Annotated in this window: 29 protein-coding genes and 3 pseudogenes; 14 read left to right on the top strand and 18 right to left on the bottom strand. The window is 67.9% G+C overall.

The window, feature by feature from the left end; all coding sequences use genetic code 11:
- Window positions 1-19: 19 nt before the first annotated feature.
- A pseudogene (locus QNI14_RS10785) lies at window positions 20-289 on the bottom strand (helix-turn-helix transcriptional regulator); the annotation flags it as partial.
- Between the two features lie 234 nt (window positions 290-523).
- Here QNI14_RS10785 and QNI14_RS10780 point away from each other — a divergent pair.
- Together QNI14_RS10780 and QNI14_RS10775 are read left to right on the top strand one after the other, a co-directional pair.
- Entirely contained in the window at window positions 524-1,537 is a 1,014-nt protein-coding gene (locus QNI14_RS10780; RefSeq protein WP_283716591.1) for a TerC family protein, read from the top strand.
- Window positions 1,538-1,632: 95 nt separating this feature from the next.
- Window positions 1,633-1,903, top strand: a pseudogene (locus QNI14_RS10775) (CNNM domain-containing protein); the annotation flags it as partial.
- A gap of 125 nt (window positions 1,904-2,028) precedes the next feature.
- Here QNI14_RS10775 and nrdH read toward each other — a convergent pair.
- Together nrdH and QNI14_RS10765 are read right to left on the bottom strand one after the other, a co-directional pair.
- A complete protein-coding gene (nrdH, locus tag QNI14_RS10770) occupies window positions 2,029-2,286 on the bottom strand; it encodes a glutaredoxin-like protein NrdH (protein WP_283716590.1) in 258 nt (85 codons plus the stop codon).
- A 334-nt stretch (window positions 2,287-2,620) separates the two neighbouring features.
- Complete coding sequence (locus QNI14_RS10765) at window positions 2,621-2,833, bottom strand: hypothetical protein (protein ID WP_283716589.1); 213 nt, start codon at window positions 2,831-2,833, stop codon at window positions 2,621-2,623.
- Between the two features lie 221 nt (window positions 2,834-3,054).
- Here QNI14_RS10765 and QNI14_RS10760 point away from each other — a divergent pair, with 221 nt between their 5' ends.
- Both QNI14_RS10760 and QNI14_RS10755 read left to right on the top strand, forming a co-directional pair.
- Window positions 3,055-3,663 carry a recombinase family protein gene (locus QNI14_RS10760; RefSeq protein WP_283716588.1) on the top strand — a complete coding sequence of 203 codons (609 nt, stop codon included), beginning with the start codon at window positions 3,055-3,057 and terminating at the stop codon, window positions 3,661-3,663.
- A gap of 263 nt (window positions 3,664-3,926) precedes the next feature.
- Window positions 3,927-4,514, top strand: coding sequence for a 1-acyl-sn-glycerol-3-phosphate acyltransferase (locus QNI14_RS10755; RefSeq protein ID WP_283716587.1), 588 nt, complete (start codon window positions 3,927-3,929; stop codon window positions 4,512-4,514).
- Window positions 4,515-4,517: 3 nt separating this feature from the next.
- On the opposite strand, the gene moaA is transcribed toward QNI14_RS10755, so the two are convergent.
- From moaA to QNI14_RS10730, 5 genes are all read right to left on the bottom strand, one after another.
- Window positions 4,518-5,603: a GTP 3',8-cyclase MoaA gene (gene moaA / locus QNI14_RS10750; protein WP_283716586.1), complete on the bottom strand. Its 1,086-nt coding sequence runs from the start codon at window positions 5,601-5,603 to the stop codon at window positions 4,518-4,520.
- Between the two features lie 67 nt (window positions 5,604-5,670).
- On the bottom strand, window positions 5,671-6,711 hold the full coding sequence (locus tag QNI14_RS10745) for an ABC transporter ATP-binding protein (RefSeq protein WP_283716585.1): 1,041 nt from the start codon (window positions 6,709-6,711) through the stop codon (window positions 5,671-5,673).
- Entirely contained in the window at window positions 6,708-7,487 is a 780-nt protein-coding gene (gene modB / locus QNI14_RS10740; RefSeq protein ID WP_283716584.1) for a molybdate ABC transporter permease subunit, read from the bottom strand. The genes QNI14_RS10745 and modB overlap by 4 nt, the downstream gene beginning before the upstream one ends.
- The gene (gene modA, locus QNI14_RS10735) at window positions 7,484-8,245 is read right to left on the bottom strand and encodes a molybdate ABC transporter substrate-binding protein (protein WP_283716583.1); all 762 of its coding nucleotides are present in this window, start codon (window positions 8,243-8,245) and stop codon (window positions 7,484-7,486) included. Before modA ends, modB begins: the two co-directional genes overlap by 4 nt.
- A gap of 1 nt (window position 8,246) precedes the next feature.
- Window positions 8,247-8,639, bottom strand: a complete 393-nt coding sequence (locus tag QNI14_RS10730; protein ID WP_283716582.1) for a TOBE domain-containing protein — start codon at window positions 8,637-8,639, stop codon at window positions 8,247-8,249.
- Between the two features lie 113 nt (window positions 8,640-8,752).
- Here QNI14_RS10730 and QNI14_RS10725 point away from each other — a divergent pair, with 113 nt between their 5' ends.
- Genes QNI14_RS10725 through QNI14_RS10710 form a run of 4 tightly spaced genes read left to right on the top strand, consistent with a single transcriptional unit; the run spans window position 8,753 to window position 11,458 of the window.
- Window positions 8,753-9,526, top strand: coding sequence for a HesA/MoeB/ThiF family protein (locus QNI14_RS10725; RefSeq protein ID WP_283716581.1), 774 nt, complete (start codon window positions 8,753-8,755; stop codon window positions 9,524-9,526).
- Window positions 9,523-10,746 carry a molybdopterin molybdotransferase MoeA gene (locus QNI14_RS10720; RefSeq protein WP_283716580.1) on the top strand — a complete coding sequence of 408 codons (1,224 nt, stop codon included), beginning with the start codon at window positions 9,523-9,525 and terminating at the stop codon, window positions 10,744-10,746. The genes QNI14_RS10725 and QNI14_RS10720 overlap by 4 nt, the downstream gene beginning before the upstream one ends.
- Complete coding sequence (gene moaC / locus QNI14_RS10715; protein WP_283716579.1) at window positions 10,743-11,228, top strand: cyclic pyranopterin monophosphate synthase MoaC; 486 nt, start codon at window positions 10,743-10,745, stop codon at window positions 11,226-11,228. Before QNI14_RS10720 ends, moaC begins: the two co-directional genes overlap by 4 nt.
- Window positions 11,225-11,458: a MoaD/ThiS family protein gene (locus QNI14_RS10710; protein ID WP_283716578.1), complete on the top strand. Its 234-nt coding sequence runs from the start codon at window positions 11,225-11,227 to the stop codon at window positions 11,456-11,458. Before moaC ends, QNI14_RS10710 begins: the two co-directional genes overlap by 4 nt.
- 3 nt (window positions 11,459-11,461) lie before the next feature.
- On the opposite strand, the gene QNI14_RS10705 is transcribed toward QNI14_RS10710, so the two are convergent.
- From QNI14_RS10705 to QNI14_RS10695, 3 genes are read right to left on the bottom strand one after another with little or no spacing between them, the layout of a single operon-like run.
- Entirely contained in the window at window positions 11,462-11,890 is a 429-nt protein-coding gene (locus QNI14_RS10705; RefSeq protein ID WP_283716577.1) for a molybdenum cofactor biosynthesis protein MoaE, read from the bottom strand.
- Entirely contained in the window at window positions 11,887-12,372 is a 486-nt protein-coding gene (locus tag QNI14_RS10700; RefSeq protein ID WP_283716576.1) for a MogA/MoaB family molybdenum cofactor biosynthesis protein, read from the bottom strand. The genes QNI14_RS10705 and QNI14_RS10700 overlap by 4 nt, the downstream gene beginning before the upstream one ends.
- 27 nt (window positions 12,373-12,399) lie before the next feature.
- The gene (locus QNI14_RS10695; RefSeq protein WP_283716575.1) at window positions 12,400-13,971 is read right to left on the bottom strand and encodes a molybdopterin-dependent oxidoreductase; all 1,572 of its coding nucleotides are present in this window, start codon (window positions 13,969-13,971) and stop codon (window positions 12,400-12,402) included.
- Here QNI14_RS10695 and QNI14_RS10690 point away from each other — a divergent pair.
- Complete coding sequence (locus tag QNI14_RS10690) at window positions 13,970-14,380, top strand: hypothetical protein (protein WP_283716574.1); 411 nt, start codon at window positions 13,970-13,972, stop codon at window positions 14,378-14,380. The two genes, QNI14_RS10695 and QNI14_RS10690, sit on opposite strands and share 2 nt — an antisense overlap.
- Here QNI14_RS10690 and QNI14_RS10685 read toward each other — a convergent pair.
- Window positions 14,338-14,526 (bottom strand): LbetaH domain-containing protein, encoded by a 189-nt coding sequence (locus tag QNI14_RS10685; protein WP_283716573.1) that lies wholly within the window; start codon window positions 14,524-14,526, stop codon window positions 14,338-14,340. The two genes, QNI14_RS10690 and QNI14_RS10685, sit on opposite strands and share 43 nt — an antisense overlap.
- The gene (locus QNI14_RS10680) at window positions 14,523-14,987 is read right to left on the bottom strand and encodes a maltose acetyltransferase domain-containing protein (protein ID WP_283716572.1); all 465 of its coding nucleotides are present in this window, start codon (window positions 14,985-14,987) and stop codon (window positions 14,523-14,525) included. Before QNI14_RS10680 ends, QNI14_RS10685 begins: the two co-directional genes overlap by 4 nt.
- Here QNI14_RS10680 and QNI14_RS10675 point away from each other — a divergent pair.
- Entirely contained in the window at window positions 14,986-15,390 is a 405-nt protein-coding gene (locus tag QNI14_RS10675; protein WP_283716571.1) for a PhzF family phenazine biosynthesis protein, read from the top strand. The two genes, QNI14_RS10680 and QNI14_RS10675, sit on opposite strands and share 2 nt — an antisense overlap.
- A gap of 44 nt (window positions 15,391-15,434) precedes the next feature.
- On the opposite strand, the gene QNI14_RS10670 is transcribed toward QNI14_RS10675, so the two are convergent.
- Window positions 15,435-16,217: a TrmB family transcriptional regulator gene (locus tag QNI14_RS10670; protein ID WP_283716570.1), complete on the bottom strand. Its 783-nt coding sequence runs from the start codon at window positions 16,215-16,217 to the stop codon at window positions 15,435-15,437.
- A 141-nt stretch (window positions 16,218-16,358) separates the two neighbouring features.
- Between QNI14_RS10670 and QNI14_RS10665 the strand changes: the two genes are divergently transcribed.
- On the top strand, window positions 16,359-17,375 hold the full coding sequence (locus tag QNI14_RS10665) for a carbon-nitrogen hydrolase family protein (RefSeq protein WP_283716569.1): 1,017 nt from the start codon (window positions 16,359-16,361) through the stop codon (window positions 17,373-17,375).
- Window positions 17,372-18,706, top strand: coding sequence for an MFS transporter (locus tag QNI14_RS10660; protein WP_283716568.1), 1,335 nt, complete (start codon window positions 17,372-17,374; stop codon window positions 18,704-18,706). Before QNI14_RS10665 ends, QNI14_RS10660 begins: the two co-directional genes overlap by 4 nt.
- A 155-nt stretch (window positions 18,707-18,861) precedes the next feature.
- On the opposite strand, the pseudogene QNI14_RS10655 reads toward QNI14_RS10660, so the two are convergent.
- Window positions 18,862-19,182 (bottom strand): annotated as a pseudogene (locus QNI14_RS10655) (MFS transporter); the annotation flags it as partial.
- Window positions 19,183-19,247: 65 nt separating this feature from the next.
- Entirely contained in the window at window positions 19,248-19,775 is a 528-nt protein-coding gene (locus QNI14_RS10650) for a hypothetical protein (protein WP_283716567.1), read from the bottom strand.
- 191 nt (window positions 19,776-19,966) lie between these two features.
- On the opposite strand from QNI14_RS10650, the gene QNI14_RS10645 reads away from it, so the two are divergent.
- A complete protein-coding gene (locus QNI14_RS10645; protein WP_283716566.1) occupies window positions 19,967-21,340 on the top strand; it encodes an HNH endonuclease in 1,374 nt (457 codons plus the stop codon).
- Here QNI14_RS10645 and QNI14_RS10640 read toward each other — a convergent pair.
- On the bottom strand, window positions 21,321-22,190 hold the full coding sequence (locus tag QNI14_RS10640) for a MerR family transcriptional regulator (protein ID WP_283716565.1): 870 nt from the start codon (window positions 22,188-22,190) through the stop codon (window positions 21,321-21,323). The genes QNI14_RS10645 and QNI14_RS10640 overlap by 20 nt on opposite strands.
- Window positions 22,191-22,266: 76 nt before the next feature.
- A complete protein-coding gene (locus QNI14_RS10635; RefSeq protein ID WP_283716564.1) occupies window positions 22,267-22,926 on the bottom strand; it encodes a TetR/AcrR family transcriptional regulator in 660 nt (219 codons plus the stop codon).
- Between the two features lie 178 nt (window positions 22,927-23,104).
- On the opposite strand from QNI14_RS10635, the gene QNI14_RS10630 reads away from it, so the two are divergent.
- On the top strand, window positions 23,105-24,769 hold the full coding sequence (locus QNI14_RS10630; protein ID WP_283716563.1) for an ABC transporter substrate-binding protein: 1,665 nt from the start codon (window positions 23,105-23,107) through the stop codon (window positions 24,767-24,769).
- The last annotated feature ends 16 nt before the right edge of the window (window positions 24,770-24,785 follow it).

Genomic DNA, 24,785 nt, shown 5'->3' with positions numbered 1-24,785 from the left:
GGATCTGCGGCGGCTGAGATCAGGCCGCGGTGGGTGCGTGCTCGGCTGCGTCAGATGCCGAAAAGATGGCCAGGAGTTCACCGATGTGATGGTCCCTGTCCAGCGGGTGCCGCAACGGCCGGTCCGGGTTCAGCCGGTAGGTGTTGCGCCGTCCGACCCGCTCCCGGGTCAGGTACCCCTCCTGCTCGAGCTCGCTGACGATGCGCTGCGCCGCCCGTTCGGTCACCCCCACCAGGGTCGCCACATCTCGCAACAGAATCTGCGGATTGGCCGCCACACACAGCAGGACGTGGGCGTGATTCGTGAGAAAGGCTTCCCCACCAAGGCGTCATCGTGCAAGCCCACCACGACCTGTTCAGGAAACACGGCGAGGACATGCATACTTGGAAGTCCAAGCGGAGTGCTCCGCCACAGTCGGCTGGTCATTACGGATGCACGCCGCATCCCGGGCCACCGGTCCTCGATCACGAGGATGGAGAAGACCTTGGCGCTGATCCGCTCACGCCACTGTTAGGACCCCGCTGTGAACATCACCCCGCTCGTCTGGACCATCACGATCGCAGTCACGATCGCGTTCTTCGTCTACGAGTTCTACACGCACGTGCGCAAGCCCCACGAGCCGACCATAGGCGAATCCGCCCGCTGGTCGGCCTTCTACATCGGTCTCGCGCTGCTGTTCGGCGTCGGCATTGGAATGGTGTCAGGCTGGACGTACGGCGGTGAGTACTTCGCCGGGTATCTGACCGAGAAGGCGCTGTCGATCGACAACCTGTTCGTCTTCCTCATCGTGATGACAAGCTTTGCCGTGCCGAAGATCTATCAGCAGAAGGTGCTGATGATCGGCATCGTGATCGCACTGATCCTCCGCGGCATCTTCATCGCCGTCGGCGCGACGCTCATCGAGAACTTTTCGTGGGTGTTCTACGGATTCGGCGCACTGCTGCTCGTCCTCGCCTACCGGCAGGCTTTCACACACGGCGACTCCAACCCCGCCGACGGCAGGTTCATGCGCTTCGTGCGCCGCCATATGCGCGTGACCGACGAGTACCACGGCGACCGCCTCACGATCGTGCAGCAGGGGCGCCGCTGGGCCACGCCGATGCTGCTCACCATCATCGCGATCGGCTTCGTCGACCTCATCTTCGCGGTCGACTCGATCCCGGCGATCTACGGGCTGACCGAAGAGGCGTACATCGTCTTCACCGCCAACGCGTTCGCGCTCATGGGCTTACGCCAGCTGTTCTTCTTGATCGGCGGCCTGCTGGAGCGGCTGGTCTACCTCGCGCAGGGGCTCGCTGTCATCCTGGCCTTCATCGGCGTGAAGCTGCTCATCCACGCCCTGCACAAGAACGAGTTGCCGTTCATCAACGGCGGCGAGCCGATCACGGTGATCCCCGAGATCCCGATCTGGCTCTCGCTACTCTTCATCGCCGGGACGATCGCGGTGGCGACCATCGCCAGCCTCATCAAGACCCGCGGCGACCGCCGCCCAGCCGAGCAGGTCTCAGCCGATGACACACAGACGGAACTCTCGTGAGCATCCTGCACCGCGCTGATCCCTCCCCCCGACCCCGACAGACCCGGCGCCCGGCCGATTCGGCGGGCGTGCGCTGACGAAGGGCTTGACGTTCGATGAACGGCGACCTCATCCTGAACATCGCGCTGGTCATCGCCTTCGTGCTCATCGGCGGCGTCTTCGCACGCACCGAGATGGCGCTGGTCACCCTCCGCGAGAGCCAGGTCAACGCGATCGCCGCGCGCGGCCGGCGTGGTGAGCGCACCGCCGCGCTGGCACGCAACCCCAACACGTTCCTGTCGGCGGTGCAGATCGGTGTGACCGTCGCAGGGATTCGCTTCGGCCGCCTACGGTGCGACCTCCATCGCACCGTCTGTCGCTCCGCTGTGATGCATCAGACCAGACATTGATGCAAATGCCCTGCCGAGGTTCCCGATCTCGGGGCCAACCTCTTTCAGCAACGCCACAAGTACCCACTTCTCGCTGCGGCGTGGGCTCGACCTTGCTCTCTTTCATGATGCATCAGACGGCAATATTGCTCGCTTTGCGATGCGGTTGATGTGGTCGGGACGAAACCCGCTCCAGTGATCTTCGTCGGTGACGACGACGACGGGGGCTTGCCGGTAGCCGAGTTCCTCGGTGACGTATTCGAGGGCGGCGGGCACCTCGGTGATGTCGACCACCTCGTATTCGAGGTTCGCGCTGTCGAGGGCGCGATAGGTCATTTGGCACTGCATGCAGTTCGGCTTGGTGTAGACGGTGATGCTCATGACCCCTCCTGATGTGTGAACCCGTTCCTGGTAAGCGGAGCTAGACCGGTTCGAGGGAGTGACGCGCAACCTGCAAAGCGACGCCAGTCGGCCCCGGAGGGGCTAGCGCGCCGCGACCGTCCGGTCATGCTGGGGCGGCAGGAACGGGTTGCGCTCAGGAGGGTGCGGGCGGGAGTCATCGGGACATTCCGCGGGTGTCTGTTGCAGGGATCCTCATCGGTGACGGGGCTTCCGTACAGAAGAGGCCGTTCGGAGTTGGGAATCACGCGATCCCGGACGAACCGCCGCCTATCTCCGAGATGGTGAGGGCTGGAAGGTCAGTATGGTCGCCGCGTCAGCCCTCGATGCCTGGAGGCGCTTCGCCGGTGGCGCCGTCGATCACATCGCGATCGCCGAGGGGTTGGTCCAGCGGGATCTCAAGGCTGTCCAGGCACGCGTCGCCGGGCGACCGCAGCGTGGAGGTGACGGCAATGGTTACGGTCTCGTCATCCTCTTCGACCGTTGCGACCGGATCTCCGGGACACGTGCCGATCAAGACGACCTGCACATCGCCACCGTTCGACCATCAGACGATCGGCTGCGGTCCACGCACTTCAGTCGGCTGGGCCGACGCGCATCCGGTCACGAGCGCGAGCAGTGCGACGTTCGCCAGGACTGTCCCGGTTCGACTCGAAAAGCTCGACTGTCGCGTCACATGAACTACTTTGCCACCTGACGCATGAGCGGTCACGTGACCGAGCGCAGGCTCCTGGTGGCACGCTCGGCAACATGAATGGAATACAGATTGGCTACGCCAGAGTCTCCACCGCCGACCAGGACCTCACCTCCCAGCGCGACGCGCTGCTGCGACTCGGCGTCCTCGATTCGAACATCTACGTTGACCACGGGCTAACCGGCACCTCCCGGGCGCGACCCGGACTCCGCGAAGCTCTCGCCGCCGTCCGACAGGGTGACACCCTCGTCGTGACCAAGCTCGATCGGCTCGCGCGGTCGGTGAGAGATGCCCGGGACATCGCGGACGAGCTGACGACCAAGGGCGTCGCGCTCAGCCTCGGCGGCAGCAGGTACGACCCCACCGACCCGGTCGGGCGGCTGCTGTTCAACGTGCTCGCCATGGTCGCCGAATTCGAACGCGACCTCATTAGCATGCGCACCAAGGAGGGGATGGCCGTCGCCCGCGCGAAGGGCCACCTAAAAGGCAAGCAACCGAAGCTGTCGATGACGCAGCGCAAGCTGATGTTCGAGGTCCAGGATCGCGGCGAGTACTCCCAGACCGAGATCGCCGCGCTGTTCAACGTCTCGCGCGCGACCATCTACCGAGAACTGCATCGGCGCAGGGCGGCACTGTTCGCCACTGTCGAAGCGCACATCTTCTGAACGCTCGAAGACCTCGACGACAACTCGGCTGCGTGCCAGTTGCGACTCGGCTCTGAAACACCAGATCTACTCATCAAGATCCATCCCCGCGGGGATGGATCTCCGCAGACCAAGTGGAAAAGAAGAAGCCCCGACTGTTACCACACAGCCGGGGCGAGACGAATGAGAAGTTCGCCTATCACTTCGAAGGTACCGCGTGAACCTGAGACCTCACCCGGCACCACTGCGAACCGTGGAGGGTCCGAGAGCGCTACGGTTGCCGAATGCTCCGACTCATCGCCACGGTCTACTGGACGTTCAGCAAATGGACGCTCTCGACCGAATCCGCGCCGGACCGGCCCACCGTGGTCCTGGGTGCGCCGCACACCTCCAACTGGGACTTTGTGCTCATGCTGGCCATCGCGTGGCGCTTGAAGATGCGGTTCCGCTGGCTGGGTAAGGAGAGCCTCTTCCGCGGCTGGCGGGGACCGATCATGCGCGCCCTCGGCGGCATCCCGGTCGACAGAGCGAACCCTGCCGGACTCGTCGACGATCTCGTCCGTCGCATCCACGACGGCGACGTCTTCGGCCTCGTCGTGACACCCGAAGGCACCCGCGGTGGCGTCAGCCACTGGAAGTCGGGCTTCTACCGCATCGCGCGCGATGCCGGCCTCCCCGTCACGCTCGGGTACGTGGACCGCACCACCATGACCGCCGGGCTGGGGCCGACGCTCACACTCACCGGCGACGTCAGCGCGGACATGAACGCCATCCGTGCGTTCTACTCCGACAAGTCCGGGTTCCATCCCGAGCGGCGCGTCGAGCCGCGCCTGCGTGAGGAAGACGAGCTTCGTCCGACCGCTTCGGCCTAGCCGTCAGCCGCCGATGGCGTTCATGCCGCGAGCGGGCTGGAGGAACGATGGGTCATTGATCGCGTGGCCGGGCAGCTTGCCGTGCACGCACGACTGCAAGATGCCGGCGATGACCGCGCTCCGCTCGGAGGGGGTGGCATCCGTCGGCATCGAGCGCAACGCGGTCGTCACGTCGTACTCGGTGAGCGAGAAGAGGCAGTTGCGGAACTGCCCGTCAGCCGTCAGCCGCAGCCGGTCGCACGCACCGCAGAACGGCGCCGTCACCGAGGCGATCACACCCACCTCGTGCGGCCCGCCATCGATCCGCCACTTCTCGGCCGGCGCTCCCCCACGACCGGGCACCGGCTCGAGCGCCCACCGCTCCGACAGCACGGCCAAGATGTCTTCGCGGGTCACCATCGCGTCGCGATCCCAGGTGTGACCGGAGTCGAGCGGCATCTGCTCGATGAACCGCAGCTGCGCCCCGACCTCGATCGCGAACGCCACCAGCTCGACGAGCTCATCGTCGTTCACACCGCGCATCGCGACGGCGTTCAGCTTCAACGGCGTCAACTCCGACGCTGCCGCCGCAGCGATCCCTTCGAGCACGTCATCCAGCCGATCGCGCCGCGTCAGCTTCGCGAACTTCTCTCGGTCGATCGTGTCGATGCTGATGTTCAGCCGCGTCAGGCCCGCGGCGATGAGATCAGGCAGCACCTCCCCCAGACGGATGCCGTTCGTCGTCATCGCGACCTCGACCGGCCCATCCGGCCCCGAGATCGCGGCCACGCGTCGCACCACGTCGACGATGTCGGTGCGCAGCAACGGTTCGCCTCCGGTGAGCCGGAACGTGCGAATGCCGAGCGCGGCGGCTGTCTCAGCCACCTCGACGATCTCGTCGGTCGTGAGGATGCTGGTGCGCGCCAACCACTCATTGCCCTGCTCGGGCATGCAATACGTGCAGCGCAGTGAACACCGATCGGTGAGCGAGATCCGCATGTCCCGGTGCACCCGACCGTGCGTGTCGACGAGACCTGCCGAGAGGTCAGCAGGCGCCGCATCGACCGGCGCCTGCGGCGACCGACCGATCGTCACGGGGACGGCCGTCACCGCGTCGCTCCCCACACCCGTCTCATCTCTTGAGACTAATCGCCCGTGGCCCGGCGAGGGCCTGAAGTCAGCCGTCGATCGGCACGAACCGCACCCTCGAAGGATCGACGTGCAGCCACAGTTCAGCGCCCGGACCGAAGGCGCCATCGGCGATGTCCACGGCGCCCAGCGTCGTCTGCACCCGCACGCCCGAAAGCGTCGGCTCCGCACGCACGACTTCGACGCGCCACACGTTCGCCCCGGGCCGCGCCACGACCCGCGCATCGCCCGGCCGGAACACCGCCGCCAGCGGCGCGCCGCTCGCAGCGGCGAGCGCCTGCGACGCGGCATCCGCGCTCGTCAACACCGCTCCCCCAGCGGTCCATCCGCCCTGCGCGGCGACACCCGGCAACCGGTTCACGTCTGCGATCGACGCGACGAACGCGGATGCCGGGCGCCGCAGCACCTCGCGGACAGCGCCGGACTGCGCCACAACTCCGGCCTCCACGACGAACAGCCGCTCGGCGAGCGCCACCGCATCGGTCGCATCGTGGGTCACGGCGACCGTGGTGGTGCCGACGAGCTGGTCGCGCAGCATCCCCCGGATCGACGACGCCGTCACCGGATCGAGCGCGACGAGTGGCTCATCGAGCAGCACGACGCTCGGCGATGCCGACAGCGCCCGCGCGATCGCGACACGTTGCTGCTGGCCGCCCGAGAGCTCCCGCGGCATCCGCTCGCCCATACCTGCGAGCCCCACGCGTTCGAGCAATGCATCGGCGTCGGCACGAGCGACACCGGCCGGCGTGCCCGCCGCTCGAGGACCGAACGCCACGTTCTCACGCGCGGTCAGATGCGGGAACAGCCTCGGGTCCTGCCCCAGCAGGACCACCCCCCGATGCATGGGCGCGGTGCGGACCCGCGGCGCGGCCACGCGCTCGACGACACGACCCCCGACGACGATCTCGCCACCCTGTAGGGGAACGAGCCCCGCCAGCGCCTCGAGCAGCGTCGACTTGCCGGCGCCGCTCGGCCCCATGACCGCGACCGTCTCGCCCTCGGCCGCATCGAGCGTCACGTCGACGCGGAAGCCCGGCCGCTCGACGACGACGTGCGCCCGCACACTCATCGCGCCGCTCCCGGCCGCCAGCCCCGCACGAGCAGGAGCACGACGATCGCCGCTGCCAGCAGCAGCAGCGCAAGCGCGACCGCTGTGCCCTGCGTCACGCCGGCGCCGTTGAACGCCGTGTAGATCGCGAGCGGCATGGTCTGCGTCACACCGGGACGGTTGCCCGCGAACAGCGCAGTCGCCCCGAACTCGCCGATCGCGCGGGCGAAGCACAGCACGATCCCCGCGACGATGCCGGGCACGGCGAGCGGCAGCGTGATGCGCCAGAGGATCGTCCACCGTCCCGCGCCCAGCGCCGCGGCGGTCCGCTCGTAGTCCACGCCGGTCGCACGCACCGCGCCCTCGACGGCCAGCACGAGGAACGGCAGCGCGACGAACGTCTGCGCCAGCACGACGGCCGGGGTCGTGAACGACAGGCCCCACCCGCCCAGCCACCCGGACCGCCCGAAGAGATAGAGCAGCGCGATGCCGCCCACCATCGGCGGCAGCACGAGCGGCACGGTCACGGCAGCACGCAGCAGGGCGGCCACCCGCGGCCCCGACCGGGCGATGAGCAGCGCCAACGGCACACCGATGACGATGCAGGCGGCCGTCGCAGCAAGCCCGGTGCCGAGCGAGAGCCCGAGCGCCGACAACGCAGCGGGCGACGTCACATCGGCGACGAACGTCGACCAGTCCACCCGCGCGATCAGCGCGACGAGCGGCAGGATCAGGAACGCGAGGCCGACCAGCGCGGGGAACGCGAGCGCGCGCGGGGCGTAGCCTCGGGCGCTCACGGCGCTCCGAACCCGTAGCCCTCGAGGATCGCCTGGCCTTCGGGCGACAGCACGAAGTCGACGAACGCGGTCGCGGCCTCGGGGTTCGCGGCATCCGTCACCTCCGCGATCTCGTAGCGGTTCACGACCTCATCAGCACCCTCGGGCACGATCGACTCAACGTCATCGCGCCCGGCGACATCGGTGACGTACACGAGGCCCGCATCGGCCTCACCCGCAGCGACCTTCGTCAGCACCGCGGTCACGTTCTGCTCGAGGCTCGCAGCATCGACCGTCACGCCCGCGGCGTCGAGGAGCGAAGCGGATGCCGCGCCACACGGCACCTCCGGTGCGCAGAGCACCGTCACGACGTCGGCGAGATCTTCCAGCGAAGCGACACCCGCAGGGTTGCCGGCGGGAACGGCGATCACCAGCGTGTTCGTGGCGAACACGGCGGGGTCACCGGTCGCCTCCGCCGCCTTCATCATGTTCGCCTGGTCGGCGGAGGCGAAGACGTCGGCCGGCGCGCCCTCGAGGATCTGCGTCGCGAGCGTCGACGAACCGTCGTAGACCGGGCTGACCTGGACGTCGGGATGCTGCGCGGTGAATGCCTCGGCGAGCTCGTCGAACGACGCGGTCAGCGATGCCGCAGCGTAGACCGACAACGAGCCGGTGAGCGCGGTGTCGCCGCTCTCCGCCGGCGCGGGCGACGACGTGCACCCGGTGAGGAACAGCAGAGCGGTGCCGATCAGGGCGGTACAGCGCAGCGGACGGGTCACGTCAGTCCCCGTTGACTTCGACGACGACGTTCGTCGCCTTGACAGACGCCGTCGCGAGCGCGCCGACCTCGAGCTCCAGCTCACGCGCGGCTTCAGCGGACATGAGCGACACCACCCGATGCGGCCCCGACTGGATGTCGACCTGCGCCATCACGCCGTCGATCTGCACCCGGGTGACGATGCCGACGAAAGTGTTCCGCGCACTCGTCCGATGCTCGCCCGGTTCACCGGGGGTCTTCGCCATCTCGAGCGCGAATGCGGCGAGCGCGTCCCCAGGGATCTCGGCGGGCACCGCATCCGTCACCGGGAGCAGCCCCTGATCGATCCAGCGCCGCACCGAATCGTCGCTCACGCCCAACAGGCGGGCGGCTCGCGCCACACGGTAGGTCTTCACCATTCGATGATGCCGCACATGCGGTTGCATTGCGAGCCTTTCGTCCGCACCTGCGGATCGACAGCACCGCTACGCCCGGCCCTCGCGGCACGCCACCGTTATACGCTCAGGGCATGCGTCCGCTGGTCGATCCCGTGCCCGAGTTGGATCCCGACGAGCGCACGCGCACGGCACGGCACACCGTGCTCCGCGCCATCGGTGACGAGGGTCAGCGACGGCTCGCAGCCGCCCACGTCGCCGTCGTCGGCGCCGGCGGGATCGGCTCCCCCGCATTGCTCGCGATGGCCGCCGCGGGCATCGGCACGATCACGGTGATCGACGACGACACGGTCGAGCTCCACAACCTGCAGCGGCAGATCGCGCACCGCATCGAAGACATCGGTGCACTGAAAACCGAGAGCGCCGTCCGCGCCATCGCCGCGCTCTCCCCGCACACCACGGTCACCGCGGCCACCGCGCGTCTCGACGACACCAACGCCCTCGAACTGCTCGCCGGCGCCGACATCGTCATCGACACGAGCGACTCGTTCGCGACACGTCGCGCGGTCGCCGCCGCCACCGAGACCCTCGGCATCCCCCTCGTCTGGGGCGCCGTCAGGGAGTGGCACGCGCAGATCACCGTGTTCTGGTCCAAGCCACCCGAGGGCGCGCCCGTCGTGCTCAACGACCTGTTTGCCATCGGGACGGAGGGCGACCCGCCGACCTGCGCGCAGGTCGGCGTCTTGGGGGCGCTGTGCGTCCAGGTCGGCGGCATGCTCGCCACCGAGGTCGTCAAACTCGTGACCGGCGCGGGGCAGCCGCTCCTCGGGCGTCTCCTGGTGGTCGACGCCCTCACCGGGCGGCAGCACGAGCTCGCCCTCCGGTCCGCGAAGGCGGTTGCGCGATGAAGACCGTCGAGGAGCAGCTCTCCCGTGTGCTGGCCGCTGTGCAGGTCGGCAGCAGTGAAGTCGTCTCCGTCGGCGACGCCGCCGGCCGCACCCTGGCGGCATCCGCGACCGCCGCACACGACATCCCACTCTTCGACAACTCCGCGATGGACGGGTTCGCCGTCCGGGCCGCCGACGTCGCATCGGCGTCATCGACGAATCCAGTTTCACTGCGCGTTGTCGCCGACCTGCCCGCCGGGACGTCGATCGATCCGCCGGTCGCTGCGGGCGAGGCCGCCCGGATCATGACCGGCTCGCCGACGCCGACGGATGCCGACGCGATCGTGCCCTTCGAGAGCACGGCTGGTGGGCTCGCGGACTCGCTCGACACCGTGCAGGTCCTCGAAGCGCCCGCCGCAGGTGCGTTCATCCGCCGACGCGGGGCCGACCTTCGCGCCGGTGACGTCGTCGTCCACGCCGGGGAGCGGATGGGCGCGTTCCAGATCGCGGCCGCGGTCGCTGCGGGCGTCACCGAGGTCATGGTCGCCCGAGCGCCCCGCGTCGCGATCGTCTCGACCGGTAGCGAGCTGCTCGTGCCCGGTGAGCCCGTGCGGCGCGGACTCATCCCTGACTCGAACGGTCCACTCCTCGAGCAACTCGTCACCGACGCCGACGCCGTCGTGATCTCGACGACGCGCGTCTCAGACCACGCCGACGCGGTGGCGCAGGCGACTGCCGCGGCCCGCGAAGCCGGCGCCGACGTCATCGTCTTCACCGGCGGCGTGAGCGCAGGCGCCTACGAGCCCGTGCGCGCCGCCTTCGACGGCCAGGGCGAGGTCGAGTTCGCCCGCGTCTCGATGCAACCCGGCAAGCCCCAGGCCTTCGGGGTCGTCGGTGACGGATGCCTCGTCTTCGGCCTCCCCGGGAACCCCGTCAGCGTCGCCGTCTCGTTCGAGGTGTTCGTGCGCCCCGCGCTGCTCGCGATGCAGGGCAGGTCGGACATCCACCGCCCGCACCTGACGCTCGCTGCGGCGGAATCGTGGAAGACCCCGCCCGGCCGACGGCAGTACCTGCCGGCGATCGTCGACCTGGCCGCGCGGACCGTGCGCCCCGCGACCGCCGGCGGGTCGGGGTCACACCTGGCCGGCGGACTCGCGCGCGCGTCGGCGTTCGCGATCGTCCCTGCGGAGGTCGCCGAAGTGGCCGCGGGCGACGCGGTAGATGTCATGCTGGTCGGATGAGCTTCACCCATCTCGATTCGGCTGGTCGCGCCCACATGGTCGACGTCACGGCGAAGACGCCGACGGTGCGCACCGCGACCGCGCGAGGCTTCGTCCGCTGCGGCGCCGACGTCGTCGCGGCCCTGCGAGACGGTACGACCCCGAAGGGCGATGTGCTGGCGGTCGCTCGCATCGCCGGCATCCAAGCGGCGAAATCGACGGCAACCCTGCTCCCCCTCGCGCACGTCATCGGGGTGCACCGTGCCTCGGTGGAACTCGACATCGTCGATCACGGCGTGGAGATCGAGGCGACCGTCGGCACGGCCGACCGCACCGGCGTCGAGATGGAAGCGCTGACCGCCGTCTCGGTCACGGCACTCGCCGTCGTCGACATGGTCAAAGGCATCGACAAGTCGGTCGTGATCGAGAACGTGCGGATCGTCGCGAAGTCGGGTGGCCGCTCCGGCGACTGGGTCCGGCCCGGTGAAGAGGGCCAGTCATGACCACCGTGCGCTACTTCGCAGCCGCGGCCGAGGCCGCCGAGACCGAGGCAGAGGAGCGGGGTGAGGCGACGCTCGCCGAACTGCGCACCGCGATCCTCGCCGAGCACCCCAAGCTGTGGTTCGTGCTCCCCGACTGCGCCGTCCTCGTCGACGGCGTGCGCACGGACGGCGACACGCAGCTCGAGGACGCACGGCTGATCGACGTGCTGCCGCCCTTCGCGGGCGGCTGAGCCTCAGCCGCCGATCCCCTTCCACGCCGTGGTGCCGTCGGCCTCGAGCTGACGCTTCCACACCGGGAGATCGGTCTTGATCGTCTCGATGACGGCACGACACACCTCGAACGCTTCGGCGCGATGCTCCGACGCGACGGCGATGACGACCGCCGCGTCGCCGACGTCGAGGTGACCCACGCGGTGGCTGACCGCCACGACGACGCCCTCGCTGCTGCCCGCCTCGGCCGCGATGCGCGCGAGCGTCTGCTCCGCGTCGGGGTGGGCGCTGTACTCCAGGCCGATGACCGCGGTCGTCGCATCGGGGTCGTTGTCGCGCACCCTGCCGATGAACGTCGTCACGGCACCGGATGCCGGGCCCTCGACGGCCCGCAAGTGTTCGTCGAGGTCGAGCGGCTCCGCCGTGATCCGGGCGATGCGTACGGTGTTCACGAGTGGTCCCCGCCCTTCAGCTGATCGATCACGTGTGCGGCGACCGACACGATCACCGGGATGCCGGATGCCACGCCTCCGGTCGACCCCGGCAGGTTCACGACGAGCGCGCCCTCGGGTTCGATCACGCCCGCGATCCCCCGAGACAGGACCGACAGCGGCGTGTCCGCGACGCCGACGCGACGGAGCTCCTCGGCGATGCCCGGGATACTCCGGGTCACCACGCGCTCGGTCCCTTCCGGCGTCCGGTCCCGCGGGCCCACCCCCGTGCCGCCGGTCGTGACGATGAGCCGCGCGCCCGCAGCCACGGCGCGGCCGATCGCGTTCGCCACCGAGTCGGCGCCGTCGGGGACGATCTCACTGCCCTCGACACGGATGCCCGCTTCGCCGAGCAAACGGACGGCGAGCGGGCCGCCGCGGTCTTCGCGCTCGCCCGCGGCAGAGCGGTCCGAGACCGTGATCACGTGCGCACTGAGGGTCACGTGCTCACCCTAACCGCGGCCACCGGGTCAGGAGACCGTGATGAGCGAGCGCTGCCAGCCGGACGAGCCGTCGGGAGCGATCGGCGCGCGCTCCTCGATCTGGAGGTCGCCGTTCTTGTTGGTCGCCCGCACCGCCACGTAGTGCGTGCCGGGCGTGGCATCCCATTCCAACATCCACTGCACCCAGGTGTCCTCGTTGATCGGGTTCGACAGCTTCGCCGGCATCCACTCGCCATCGTCGACGCTCACTTCCACGCGTTCGATGCCCACCGTCTGCGCCCACGCGACACCGGCGAGAGGAACCTTGCCGGCCTCCACCGGCGTTCCGGACTTCGGCGTGTCCAGCCGCGAGGCGAACTTGATCGGTGCCTCGGCGCTGTAGCCGCGAGGCGTCCAGTAGGCCTCATCTTCGGCGAACGTCGTGACCTTGAGCTCAGTGACCCACTTCGTCGCCGAGACGTACCCATAGAGCCCCGGGACGACCATGCGCACCGGGAACCCGTGCTCGGGCGGAAGCGGCTCGCCGTTCATCGCGACCGCGAGGATCGCGTCGATGCCGTCATCGGTGAGGGCCGACAGCGGCGTGCTCGCGGTGTAGCCGTCGACACTGCGCGAGAGCACCATGTCGGCGTCCGTGCTCGGACCCGCCATCTTCAGCACGTCTCGCAGTGGCACGCCCTGCCAGATCGCGTTGCCGACCAGCCCGCCACCGACCTCGTTCGAGACGCAGGTGAGGGTCACCGCGTACTCGTCGAGGCCCATGGCGAGCAGGTCCTGGAACGTCAGCTCGACGCGCTGATCGACCATCCCGTCGATGACCAGGCTCCAGCTCTCGGGGTCGACTGTCGGGATGGTGAGTGCGGTGTCGACGCGGTAGAAGTCCTTGTTCGGGGTGATCAGCGGGCTGATGCCGCGGATGTCGAACTCGGCGCCGGACGGAATGGTCACCGTCGTTCGCGGGGAGGGCAGCTTCACGGCCTTGCGGATCGCCTCGGCCGACGACGTCACGGCGCTGATGGTGCGCCCTGCGATGCCCACGACCACCGCCGAGACACCCGCGACACTCGTCCCGATGAGGAAGCGCCGGCGGTCGTAACCGGGACGGTCCGCCGGGTTCTCGGGAACGGCGGAGCCGAGCGTCTCTGCCCGCCACGCGCGGAGGCGACGGCTCAGGATCACCAGCATCGCGACACCCCCTGCGGTGCCGAAGATCGGGGGAAGGTAGGCGAGCAGCGTGGCCTCGGCCCGGGTGACGATCGCGGCGCCTGACAGGACGCCCGCCAGGACGATGCCGATCGCTCCGAGATGCGGACGCACGTACTGCAAGATGCCGGCGATCGCAGACGCGATGAACACCGCGAGCCCGAGACCTGCGAGCAGGGCAATCTTGTCGTACTCGCCGAAGGTCGTGATCGCGAGCTCTTTGAGCGGCCTCGGGACGATGTCGATGACGAAGGCGCCGACGGCGAGGATCGGGCTCGCCGTGCGCGCGAACAGCAACGCCGCCAGCTCTGCGACCGCGAGGAAGACGGCACCGGCGACCACGCCCGAGAGCGCCGCCCATGCGATGAAACGCTTACCGCTGTGTGGAGTGGTCATGACCGTCCCTTCACGGATGTGTTCGGAGCGGACGAACGATCAGATGTCGGATGCCGCGCAGTCCACGCTCTCGCGCTTCCCGGTGAGGAACGCCGCACCCTTGGGGATCAACGCGCCATCCACCGCCGTTCCCGCCGTCATCATCGGGCCCGTCCCCGGACGTTCAGGCGCTCACTCGACGCGCTGCGAGCGACGGCGACCGATCGCCGAAGCCTTGCTCGACCTCGTCGGTCTCCTCTCACCGAGTGACGAAATCCGCCTCGGCGACGCGGCAGCGGCGCTGCTGCTCGAACACCAGGCGACGCTCCTGAACGCCGCGCAGCAGACGGTCGTCGCCTGGCTCACCGAGCGCGACGCGGCATCCAATCAGGCGAACAGTTCCGGATCGATCGGCTCGTCGCGCCGGTAGAACTCGCGGTCGTGGTCGCCGATCTCGCGCACCACGCGGCACGCGGTGCCGAGCGCGACGACGTTCGCGGGCACGTCGCGGGTGACGACGCTGCCCGCACCGATCACACTGCCCGACCCGATCGTCACGCCCGGCAGGATCGTCACATTGGCGCCAACCCACACGTTGTCGCCGATCGACACAGGCTTGCTGTACTGCGTCGTTGGGCACAGCTCCGGAGCACGGGATGCCCCGCCGTCGTGATCGTCACGTTCGGGCCGAACATCACGTCGGCGCCGATGTGGATCGGCGCATCGTCGACCAGTGTCATGTTGAAGTTCGCGTAGAAGCCCGCACCGAGCGTGACGAACTTTCCCGCCCAGTTCGCGTGGAACGGCGGTTCGATGTACGCCGTCTCGCCACCGGACTCGAACATCTCGGTGAGCAGTTCCTTGCGCCGCGCATCTTCCGACGGCCGCGAGTGGTTGTAGTCGTGGAGGCGCTCGAGCGCCTCGAGCTGCTCCGCCACCAGCGCCGGATCGGTCGAGTTGTAAAGTTCGCCATGGCGCATGCGGCGGGCATTCTCCTCGCCGTGCGACAGTTCGATGCGGACGCGTTCGTCGTGCATGTCGGGATCTTCCTGTGGCTTCATCGAAATTCAGATGATTAATTCCACCCCGAAAGCATCCCGGGGCGCGAGCGGAAATCGCGACGCGCTCGACCGGGTCGATCACGACGCCGACGCACTCCTGGGACTGCAGAATCGCGAGGGCCGGGACAGCACCGTCCCCATTGTGTGGCGCGAAGACCGCAACACTTTCGTCAGCCGCAACCCGTTCCCGCGCGGTGGCATCAATGAAGACCCTGCGACCGGATCCGCTGCGGCGAGCCTCGGCGCGCATCTGCGTTGGCTCGGCGCGCATGCGGCTCTCGTGCAGGTCCACCAGGGATCCCACATCGGCGTCCCCTCGCTGATCACGGTGGAGATTCCCGACATCGGTCGCGCGCGTGTCAGCGGGCGGGTCGCCTGACGTCGGCTTTGTGTCGGCCGCGCCGCTCAACGGCGAGGCGCTGGCTACAACGCCGCGCCGCGATCGTCCTGCGCCGACTGCCACAGCACATCCCACAACGCAGACTGCGTTGCGGCGTACTCGGCACTGTCGATGACCATCGCGAAGTTCTCGTTCCGCGATGAGATCACACAGACAGAGTTCGGGCCAATGATGGTTGTCATGGTGAACACCATCCCCTCAGGCGCATAACGCGTCCTGCGGAGATCATCGTCGTCAGACGGCCACACCTGCTCGAAGTCTCGCTCACGCGAGCGCACCACGTTCAACCACAGCCCTCTCTCGCGCCGCCCCGCGACGTAGTGCTCCATCTGCGCCGCGCCCGGCACGTCGAAGAGATCCTGCATCGAGAAAATCCCTCGGAGCGGTCCCACCCACGCCAGCGTCTCGAACAGCGCCGTTCGAATGCCGGCGGCACCCTCGAGCAGGCGGACGCGGGGCGTCAACGACTGTGAGTGTGCGATCGCGCTGAGACGAGGGATCAGGTCGTCGATGATGCGCCCTTCCATCTCCCATCGCGCCCGCAGCACCTCTGGCCCATTGGCTCGCACCACTGCACCCGGCCGACCTCGCTTCGCACCGTCGCGCGCTGGTTCGGTCGCTGCACTGAGCAGCCCACGATGCATCAGCCGCTCAACAATCTCGTAGCCGTTCGTGCGGGTGATCCCTGCAGCCGTACTCGCCTGCGACACCGTCGGTGACCCGAGCGTGAGAACCGCGACATAAACGGCCGCTTCAGCGCGCGACAGTCCGAGGCTCAAGAGCTCCTCAACGAGTGCTCGTTCCATTTGTCGATGTTTCCTGACTGTTAAAGGTGCGTTGCTAGTTGTCGCAGAGGCCCAGACATCGTTTCTCCGAACCGTATTGTTCCGATGCCGCGCGACACCATCACTTTAATTTGTCTACATTGATACAACAAAAGGAACTCGATGTCACTCCATTTGCCCACTGTTCGAGCCGCCGCAGTGCAAGCTGCGCCGGTATTCCTCGACACCGCACGATCGATCGACAAGCTCGAAACGCTTGTGGAACAAGCCGCCAACAACGGCGCTGAGCTTGTCGTCTTCGGCGAGACCTTCCTTCCCGGGTTCCCAACGTGGACCGGTGTGCTCCCACCGATCGATCAGCACGATCTGCACAAACGACTCTTTCAAGAGGCGATCGTCGTCCCCGGCCCGGAGACGGACCGCCTCGGGCGCATCGCCCGACAGCACGACATCGTGCTCTCCGTCGGGATCAACGAGCGCGCCGAGCACACGCTCGGCCAGCTCTTCAACTCAAACCTCATCTTCGATCGCAACGGCCAACTCGTGAACCACCGTCGCAAGATCGTCGCGACCTACCACGAACGCCTCACGTGGTCGCACGGCGACGCGCACGACATGAAGCCGGTTGATCTCGATGGCTGGAACCTCGGCGCGCTCATCTGTGGTGAAAACACGAACACGCTCGCCCGCTACTCCCTCCTCGCCCAGGGCGAGCGCATTCACATTTCGACCTACCCGTCGACCTGGCCGTTCGACGGGAGCCCCGACCGCGACGACTATGACCTCACCGAGAGCATCCGAATTCGCTCGGCGGCGCATTGCTTCGAAGGGAAGGTCTTCAACATCGTCGCGGCTACGGCACTCGACGACGATGCAGTTGACGCTGTCGCGAACGGAGACCAGCAGATCGAGGCGCGTCTACGAGGCTCGCGGACCGTCTCACTGATCCTCGACCCTGCTGGCAGAGTGATCGCGGGACCGACAACGGAACCCGAGGAGATCATCTACGCCACCATTGACGTCGCTGACGAGATCATCGCGAAGAAGGCGCAGGACATCGTCGGAACTTACAACCGGTTCGACATCTTCAGCGTCACCGTCGACCAGACGCGGCACGTGCCGCTCATCGTAACCATGGCCGATGCCCCGGTCGCCACCGTCGAGGAGGTCGTCCTGTGACCGCGATCCACACCCCGTCAACGCAGTCCGCAGCGCCCACAGCGCCGCAGAAGACGACGAAGAACGGACGTCGCGCCCTGTACGGCGCAATGTTCGGGTTCTACGCCGACATGTACGACATCTATCTCCCGGTGGTCGCGCTTGCGCCTGCCATGGTGTTCTTCCTTCCGAACGCCTCCAGCGCCATCGACACTGCGCTCTTCGCGGCCGCGATCTTCACCGCGTCGATCATCGGGCGCCCCCTCGGCTCGCTAATCTTCGGCCCGCTCGGCGATCGGGTGGGCAGGCGGAAGGCAACCCTCATCGCCGCCGCGGGCTCTGCCGTGTGTACCGGGATCATGTGTGTCATGCCCGGTTACGCGCAGATCGGGATGGCCGCCCTCGTAATGCTCGTCGTTCTGCGCCTCTTCGACGGCATCTTCCTTGGCGGCGAGTACACCGCGGCCAACCCCCTCGCGATGGAGCACGCACCGGCCCGGCTGCGCGGCGTCTTCGGATCGCTGATCAACATGGGGTTCCCCCTCGCACTCGTATCCATCACGTTGCTCACGATGGGGACGCTCGTCGTCTTCCCGCAAGGTGACGCAGAGTCGGCATATGCGGTGTGGGGCTGGCGAGTACCGTTCTTCGTCGGCTTCATCCTGTGCAGCACTCTGTTCGTCATCTACTGGAAGTCCGTGCCGGAGTCGGATCTGTGGGCAAGCGAGCAGAAGGCCGACAACGTGTACCGATCGCTGCTGTCGCGCGAGATGCTGCCGACCCTGCTGTTGGCCTGCGTCACCGTCACCGGCATCTGGTTCTCGATGAATGGCACGATCGGCGTCTTCGCCTCGCACTTCCGCGGACTGGGCGTCGCAACCGAACAGGTCAACGCGACGATGCTCACCGCCGCGTCGATCGCCGCTGTGCTCTTTCCGGTCGTCGGATACCTGAGCCAGCGAGTCGGCCGACGCACGGTGATCATTGGCATCGGCGCACTGATCACTGTTGTGAGCGCCGGCGGCTTCGCCGTCGCGATCGGCAACCCTTCCACGCCGCTGATGTCGGTGGCCGCCGGCGCCGCGATCGTCTGCGCGTTCCTCATCTGGGCAACGATCACCGCGTACCTCATCGAGCTGTTCCCGACGAGGATTCGGGCAACCGGCTACGGTGTCGCGTACGCGCTGCCGAGCCTGATCCCAGCCTTCTACGCGAACTACATGGTCGGCCTCGGGGGCATCATGCCGTTTGAGTACACGCCCGCGGTGATCGTCGCGCTCGGCGGCGTCCTCATCGTCGTCGGGGCGATGTTCGCCAAGGACCGTCGCAGCGACAACCTCGCAACGGTCTGACCCCGTCGAGATGGATGCCGCTCGCCCGGTAGGGCGCGGCATCCATCTCAGCGATCAATCTCTCAGTCCTCCGGAATGACCCGCCCGAACGTCTCGAGGGTGATCACCTCGGGCTCGGGCCCGCCGCGCACACCGGTCTCGAGCGCGTCGATCCGCGCGATCAGCAGCTCGACCGTCGGGCTGATCGCGCACAGCAGCGACGTCACGATGTACGCCGCGACGCCGACGAGCAAGATGCGGCGACGGCCGAACCGGTCGGACAGCGGACCCGCGATCAGCTGGCCGGCCGCGAGCCCCACGAGGCACGCCGTGATCGTCAATTGCGCGACCGACGTCGTTGCGCCGAGCTCCCGCATCAGCGCGGGCAACGCCGGCAAGTACAGGTCCATCGAGATCGGGCCGAACACGGTCAACAGCAGCAGAATGCTCGGCAGCAGGCGAGGGCGTGCCGGGGCGGCATCCGATCGGGTCGTCATTTCACCAGGGTTCCGCGCGCGTCACGCGCGGGAGTCCCTGCCGAACGGTGTACTGACAGGGCCCCTCAGATGCGGTCGGCTCGCAAGGGTTCGAGGTCGAACACCTCCGACGCGAACGGGTTCCGCTCCCGCAGCGACGCGAGGGCCTCGCCGAGGTCGTCGCCGATGCGGTGGAGGGCGTTCAGGCCCCGGCTCTCCCAGATGGGGTACTCGCCGGCGTGGGTGGGCGATGCGGTGTCGGTCGGGGTGGACGCGGGGTCCCAGAGCAGCGCGTCGCCGTTCTCGCTCCAGCCGAACACGCGCAGACGGGCGGCCGTCTGCCAGTCGCCGTCGGGCTCGATCATCCAGTCGAAGTCCTCTTCACGGCCGTCCTCGTACGCCAGCCGGAACTGCTCGTCGAGGTGGGCGCCGCGCCCGACGATGCCGTCCCGCACCGGCGGATAGATGAGCCACAGCCCGAACAGTCGACCCCACCCGGCGTGCTCGATGAACGCGCGATACGAGGGCGGATACTCCGCGAGCGCGGCGCGGTCGATGTGCTCGAGCGTCGGCGCGGCGCACAGACGGAGCGAAGCTGGCTCGATGCGGGGCATGTCAGCACGCTATCGGGGCTTCTCACGAACGGAGGAGATCGCGGATTCGGAGGATGCTTTCGCGGGGTTCGATCCTCCGTTTCGACGATCTCCTCCGCATCTGCGAACGTGAGACGTTTCTCATCTTGATCTGGGGTTGAGAGCGCGGAATCGGCCCTCTCAATGTCGGAACCCCTCACCATGATGGAGGCATGAACACCCCCGTCGAGACCCCCGGATCGGATGCCTTCTTGGCGTCCCTTGCCGGGCTCGTGCACGGGGTCGAAGGTGCCTCGCGCGAGATCGCTGCGGGGCAGATCCGCGAAGTTCGATTGCTCGCCGCGGCGGGCGCCCTCGCGGAGCGGACCGTCGCTGGCTCGCCCGCGCGTGTGCGCGAAGGCGACATGGTGCTCCGAGCGATCGCCGCTGAACTCGGCGGTGTGGTGCGGGTCACCGACCGGACGATGCAGCGCCGCATCGACGAAGCCGTGACGATCGTGCGGGACTACCCCGCCGCGCTCGACGCGTGGCAAGCGGGCCGGATCGTCCGCGGCCACGTCATGGCGATCGTGGATGCCGGGTCGGTGCTGCCGCCCGAAGTTCGTGGTGCCTTCGCGGATGCCGCGGTGGTGCGGTGCGAGCGCGACACACCGAACCGCGTGCGAGGCGAGCTCGAGATCCTCGCGCAGCACCTGCACCCCCGCTCGTTCACCGAACGCCACGAGGAAGCCGCCGCGAAGCGGTGTGTGCGACTCGTTCCCGGACGCGACGGGATGAGCGACCTCATTGCGACGATGCCCACCGTGATCGTCGAGGGTATCCACGACCGGCTCACCCAGATGGCACGGGCCGTCATCGACACCCGCGGGGAGCGAGCCGCAGCTGCCGGGCTGGGCGAGTCGTTCGGGCTCGAGGACGCGAGTGACGCAAGCGACGACGAGCAGCCCCGTACCTCGATCATCTCGACCGATGCGCGCACGACCGATCAGGTCCGCGCGGACCTGTTCGCCGACCTGCTCCTCGCCGGCACCCCGGCGTTGGATGACACCCGCGACAGCACCGCTGGGCCGCTCGGGAAGATCCGCGCACGCATCCAGGTCGTGATCCCCGCGCACGCCCTCGCTGGCGACGACCACGACGCCTGTGACCTCGTGGGCCGCTCCCCTATCGACGCCGCAACGGCTCGTATCCTCGCGGGCGGGAACGCGATGTGGGAACGGCTCGTCACCCACCCCGTGACCGGAACGGTGCTCGCAGTCGATTCGTACCGGGTGCCGGAGAAGATGCGCCGATATCTGCAAGCTCGCGACCAGCACTGCCGGTTCCCCGGATGCCGCCAAGCCGCGGTTCGCTGCGAGATCGACCACAACGAAGACCACGCGCTCGGCGGCAAGACCCACACCTGCAACCTCTGTCATCTCTGTCAGCGACATCACTCGATGAAGCAGTTCACCTGCTGGAGGGTCCGACAACTGTCGGGTGGCGTCCTCGAATGGACCTCACCCCTCGGCAGGATCTACAGAGAAGACGCACCCGCCCCGGCCGTCGCCTTCACCCCTGCCGTCGTCACACTCCCGCCGTTCTGACGGTCTCCCCCGTGCGGGCATCCCCGCGCTCCGCGAACGGCCACGCGACGGTCAGCCGCAGCCCGCCGTCGGCCTTCGGCGAGGTGTGCCAGATCTCCCGCGGCGGACCCACAGGTGTCCGACCGGCATCTGTGATCCAGGAATGCACCTCGTCGTACAGCGCGAGTACCGCTGGGAAGTCCGTCTCAGTCCCCTCGGCCGACCGCAGCGCGACCGCGCCACCCGACAGCCGATAACTCCGCACGTCCGCTCCCGCGTCGATCAGCCCCTCCACGGGCAAGACGATCTCGAGCGGTCCATCGGAGTCGTCCGTCACCGGCGCATGGAAAATGCCGAACGGGTCACCCGCTTCGGCGACTCCGGCTTCGGCAGCCACCCCTCGCAACGCTGACACTGCGTCGCAGATCACGTGATCGAGCTCGTGCGGCGCCACCCGACGCATCACACTCAGCACAGGTCGGTCGGTCTCGAATCCAGCGTGCACCGTGGTCACGGTCGCTTCCTTTCGCAGATGCAGCCGCGCTCGGGCGAGCACGGCACGACACGCGTCATTCCGACGGTTCGATGCCTCGATGACCGCATCGAGCGCATCGATCGCACCCTGTTCGTCGACGGATGCCGCCGCGACGATCGCCTCGACGTCGTCCAGCGACAGGTCGGCCGACCGGAGCAGGCCGATCAACCACCCGGTCGCGACCTGGCTCGGCGAGTAGTAGCGGTAGCCGTTCTCGACATCCACTCGGCTCGGGCGTAGCAACCCGCGCTCCGCGTAGACCCGCAGCGCCTTCGGCGTCAACAGGGTCGCAGCCGCGAACCTGCCGGCGGTCATGTCGTCCTGATCGTGCGTCACACCGTCACCCTCCACCCTGCCCTTGGGGCGAGGTCAAGCACCGACTGGTGCGGGCGTTTCGTCTCGCTGCGCTCGCTCAACGACCGGGGGCCACGCCCTCGGGATCGGCCAGCGGCGAGGCCTGCGGAGAGAGCACCGCCGACACGATCGCCTCGATCGCGAACTCCGATGCCCGACCCAGATCGACGGCGTCCGGCGACAGCAGCCACTGCACCTGCAGGCCGTCCATCACTGCGAGGATGCTCGCCGCGGCATCCGCGACCGCATGCCGATCGGTGACGCCGTGCTCGGCGCACACAACCTCGAACGCCGCCGTGACCTCCGCGCGGAGGTTGCGGTACCGCTCGAGGAAGTACGCGTGACCGGGGTGCCCGTCGGTGACGGACTCCGCCGACAGCACGGTGAACGCCTGCACGATGCCTGCACGCTGAGCGTTGACGAACGCCGTCCGCACGAGGTGCCGGAACAGCTCCATCCCGCCCGGGATGTGCTGCCCCTCGAGGTTCGCGACATCGGTCTCGTCGCGGTGCGTGAGCACCTCGAGCAGCAACTGATCCTTCGAGCCGAAGTGATGCAGGATGCCGGCATGGGTCATCCCGACCTGGTCGGCGATGTCTTGCAGCGTCCCGCCGGCGAACCCCTTCGCGCCGAAGATGTCGACCGCGGCATCGAGGATCACCCGACGGCGCGCAAGGGTTTCAGGCCGCGAACGCGGTTGCCGCTTGGCGTCGACCATGGTCACTCCTCTCGATGCGGGATCAGCGTAGCGCCGGCATCGAACGCGGCGTCGCAGGTTGCGCTTGTGAACTTACTTACTTGATTGTAAGTTCTCAACTGCAATCACCACTCAGCGGCGAGTGGCCTTCCTTCTCGAGGCCTCACGACGCAGGGGACCCACTCATGAAGGAGAAGCAATGAGGCTGAAAACCTCCCTCGCCGCCGCGGGCCTCGCCACGGCGCTGGTGCTCACCGGCTGCGCAGCCGGCTCGGGCGACACCGACAACAGCAACGGCAACGCGTCGGGCGCAGCCCTCACGATCGCCAAGCCCGACGGCGCGATCACCACCGAGTCGAACAACCCGTACCTCGGCGACTCGTCCGCCGCGAAGTACGGCTACGGCAAGGTCATCTTCGAATCCCTCGCCCTCGTCAACCCGACCGGCGACCTCGGCACCACCCCGTGGCTCGCCGAAGAGGTCACCTGGAACGACGACTACACGCAGCTCACCGCAAAGGCGCGCGCCGGCGTGAAGTGGAGCGACGGCGAAGACTTCACCGCCGACGACATCGCGTTCTCGTTCAACCAGGTGCTCGACGGCAAGCTCAACGACACCAACGCCCTCGACCTGAAGGCCGTGACCGTCGACGGCGACACCGTCACGATCGACTTCAACAGCTCGAAGTTCACGCAGCAGGCTCGCGTGCTGCACTTCCAGATCGTCCCCGAGCACATCTGGGCAGACATCGCCGACCCGAACACCGACCCGCTCACGGGCGAGGGTCAGGCCGTCGGCACCGGCCCCTACGTGCTCTCGAACTGGTCGACCGAGTCGGTCTCGCTGACCGCCAACCCCGAGTACTGGGGCGGCGAGCTCTCGGTGCCCCAGCTCAACTACGTCTCGTACGGCGACAACGCGGCCCTCACCACCGCGCTCGTCTCGGGCGAGGCCGACTGGGCGCAGGCCTTCATCCCGCAGATCGAGTCGAGCTACCTCTCGGCCGACGAGCACAACCAGTTCCTCGTCTCGCCCACCGCGGGCGCCGGCACCCTGTTCATGAACCTGCAGGAGAAGCCGTTCAACAACCCGGCGCTGCGCGAGGCCCTCGCGTGGACGATCGATCGCCAGGCCTACGTCGACATCGCCCGCGAAGGCGCGAGCGAGCCGATCTGGAACGTCACCGGTCTCGGCAGCGTCCTCGAAGACTCGATCATCGACGAGTACCAGGGCGTGGACTACTCGGTCGACGTCGACAAGGCCCGCGGCATCCTCGAGGACGCCGGCTACACCTGGGAGTCCGACAAGCTCGTCGACCCCGACGGTGAGGTCGTCTCGTTCTCGGTCTCGGTCCCGGCCGGTTGGAGCGACTGGAACACCGAGCAGGCACTGCTCGCCGAAGAGCTCGACGAAGGCCTCGGCATCGAGGTCAAGGTCGACCAGCCCGACTGGGGCGGCTGGGATGCCGCACGCCAGGAAGGTACGTTCGACGCGATCATCCACTGGCTCGAGGACACCGGGAACGTCTACGGTCTCTACACCTCGACCATGGACCCCAAGTGGATCGTCGACGGCAAGGCGGCGTTCAACTTCGGCCGGTTCGACGACCCGGCCGTCACCGAGGCGCTGAACACCTACGCGAACGCGGCATCCGACGATGAGCGCGCCGCCGCCAGCGCCGTGCTGCAGCAGGCCTTCGCCGAGAACGTCCCGGCGATCCCGCTCGGCGCGCACCCCCTGCTGGGTGAGTTCAACACCCGCAACTACGTGGGATGGCCGTCCGAGGACGACCTCTACGCTTCGGGCGACCCGACGCAGCCCGGGATCGTGCAGATCCTGACGCAGCTCGAGCCCGCAGAGTAATCCCTGGTGGCGGGGG

Origin of the sequence: Microbacterium dauci (assembly GCF_030065535.1) — a bacterium.
Lineage (GTDB): Bacteria > Actinomycetota > Actinomycetes > Actinomycetales > Microbacteriaceae > Microbacterium > Microbacterium dauci.
The sequence above is the reverse complement of the archived record's forward strand: the minus strand, read 5'-3'. Positions and strand labels throughout refer to the sequence as shown.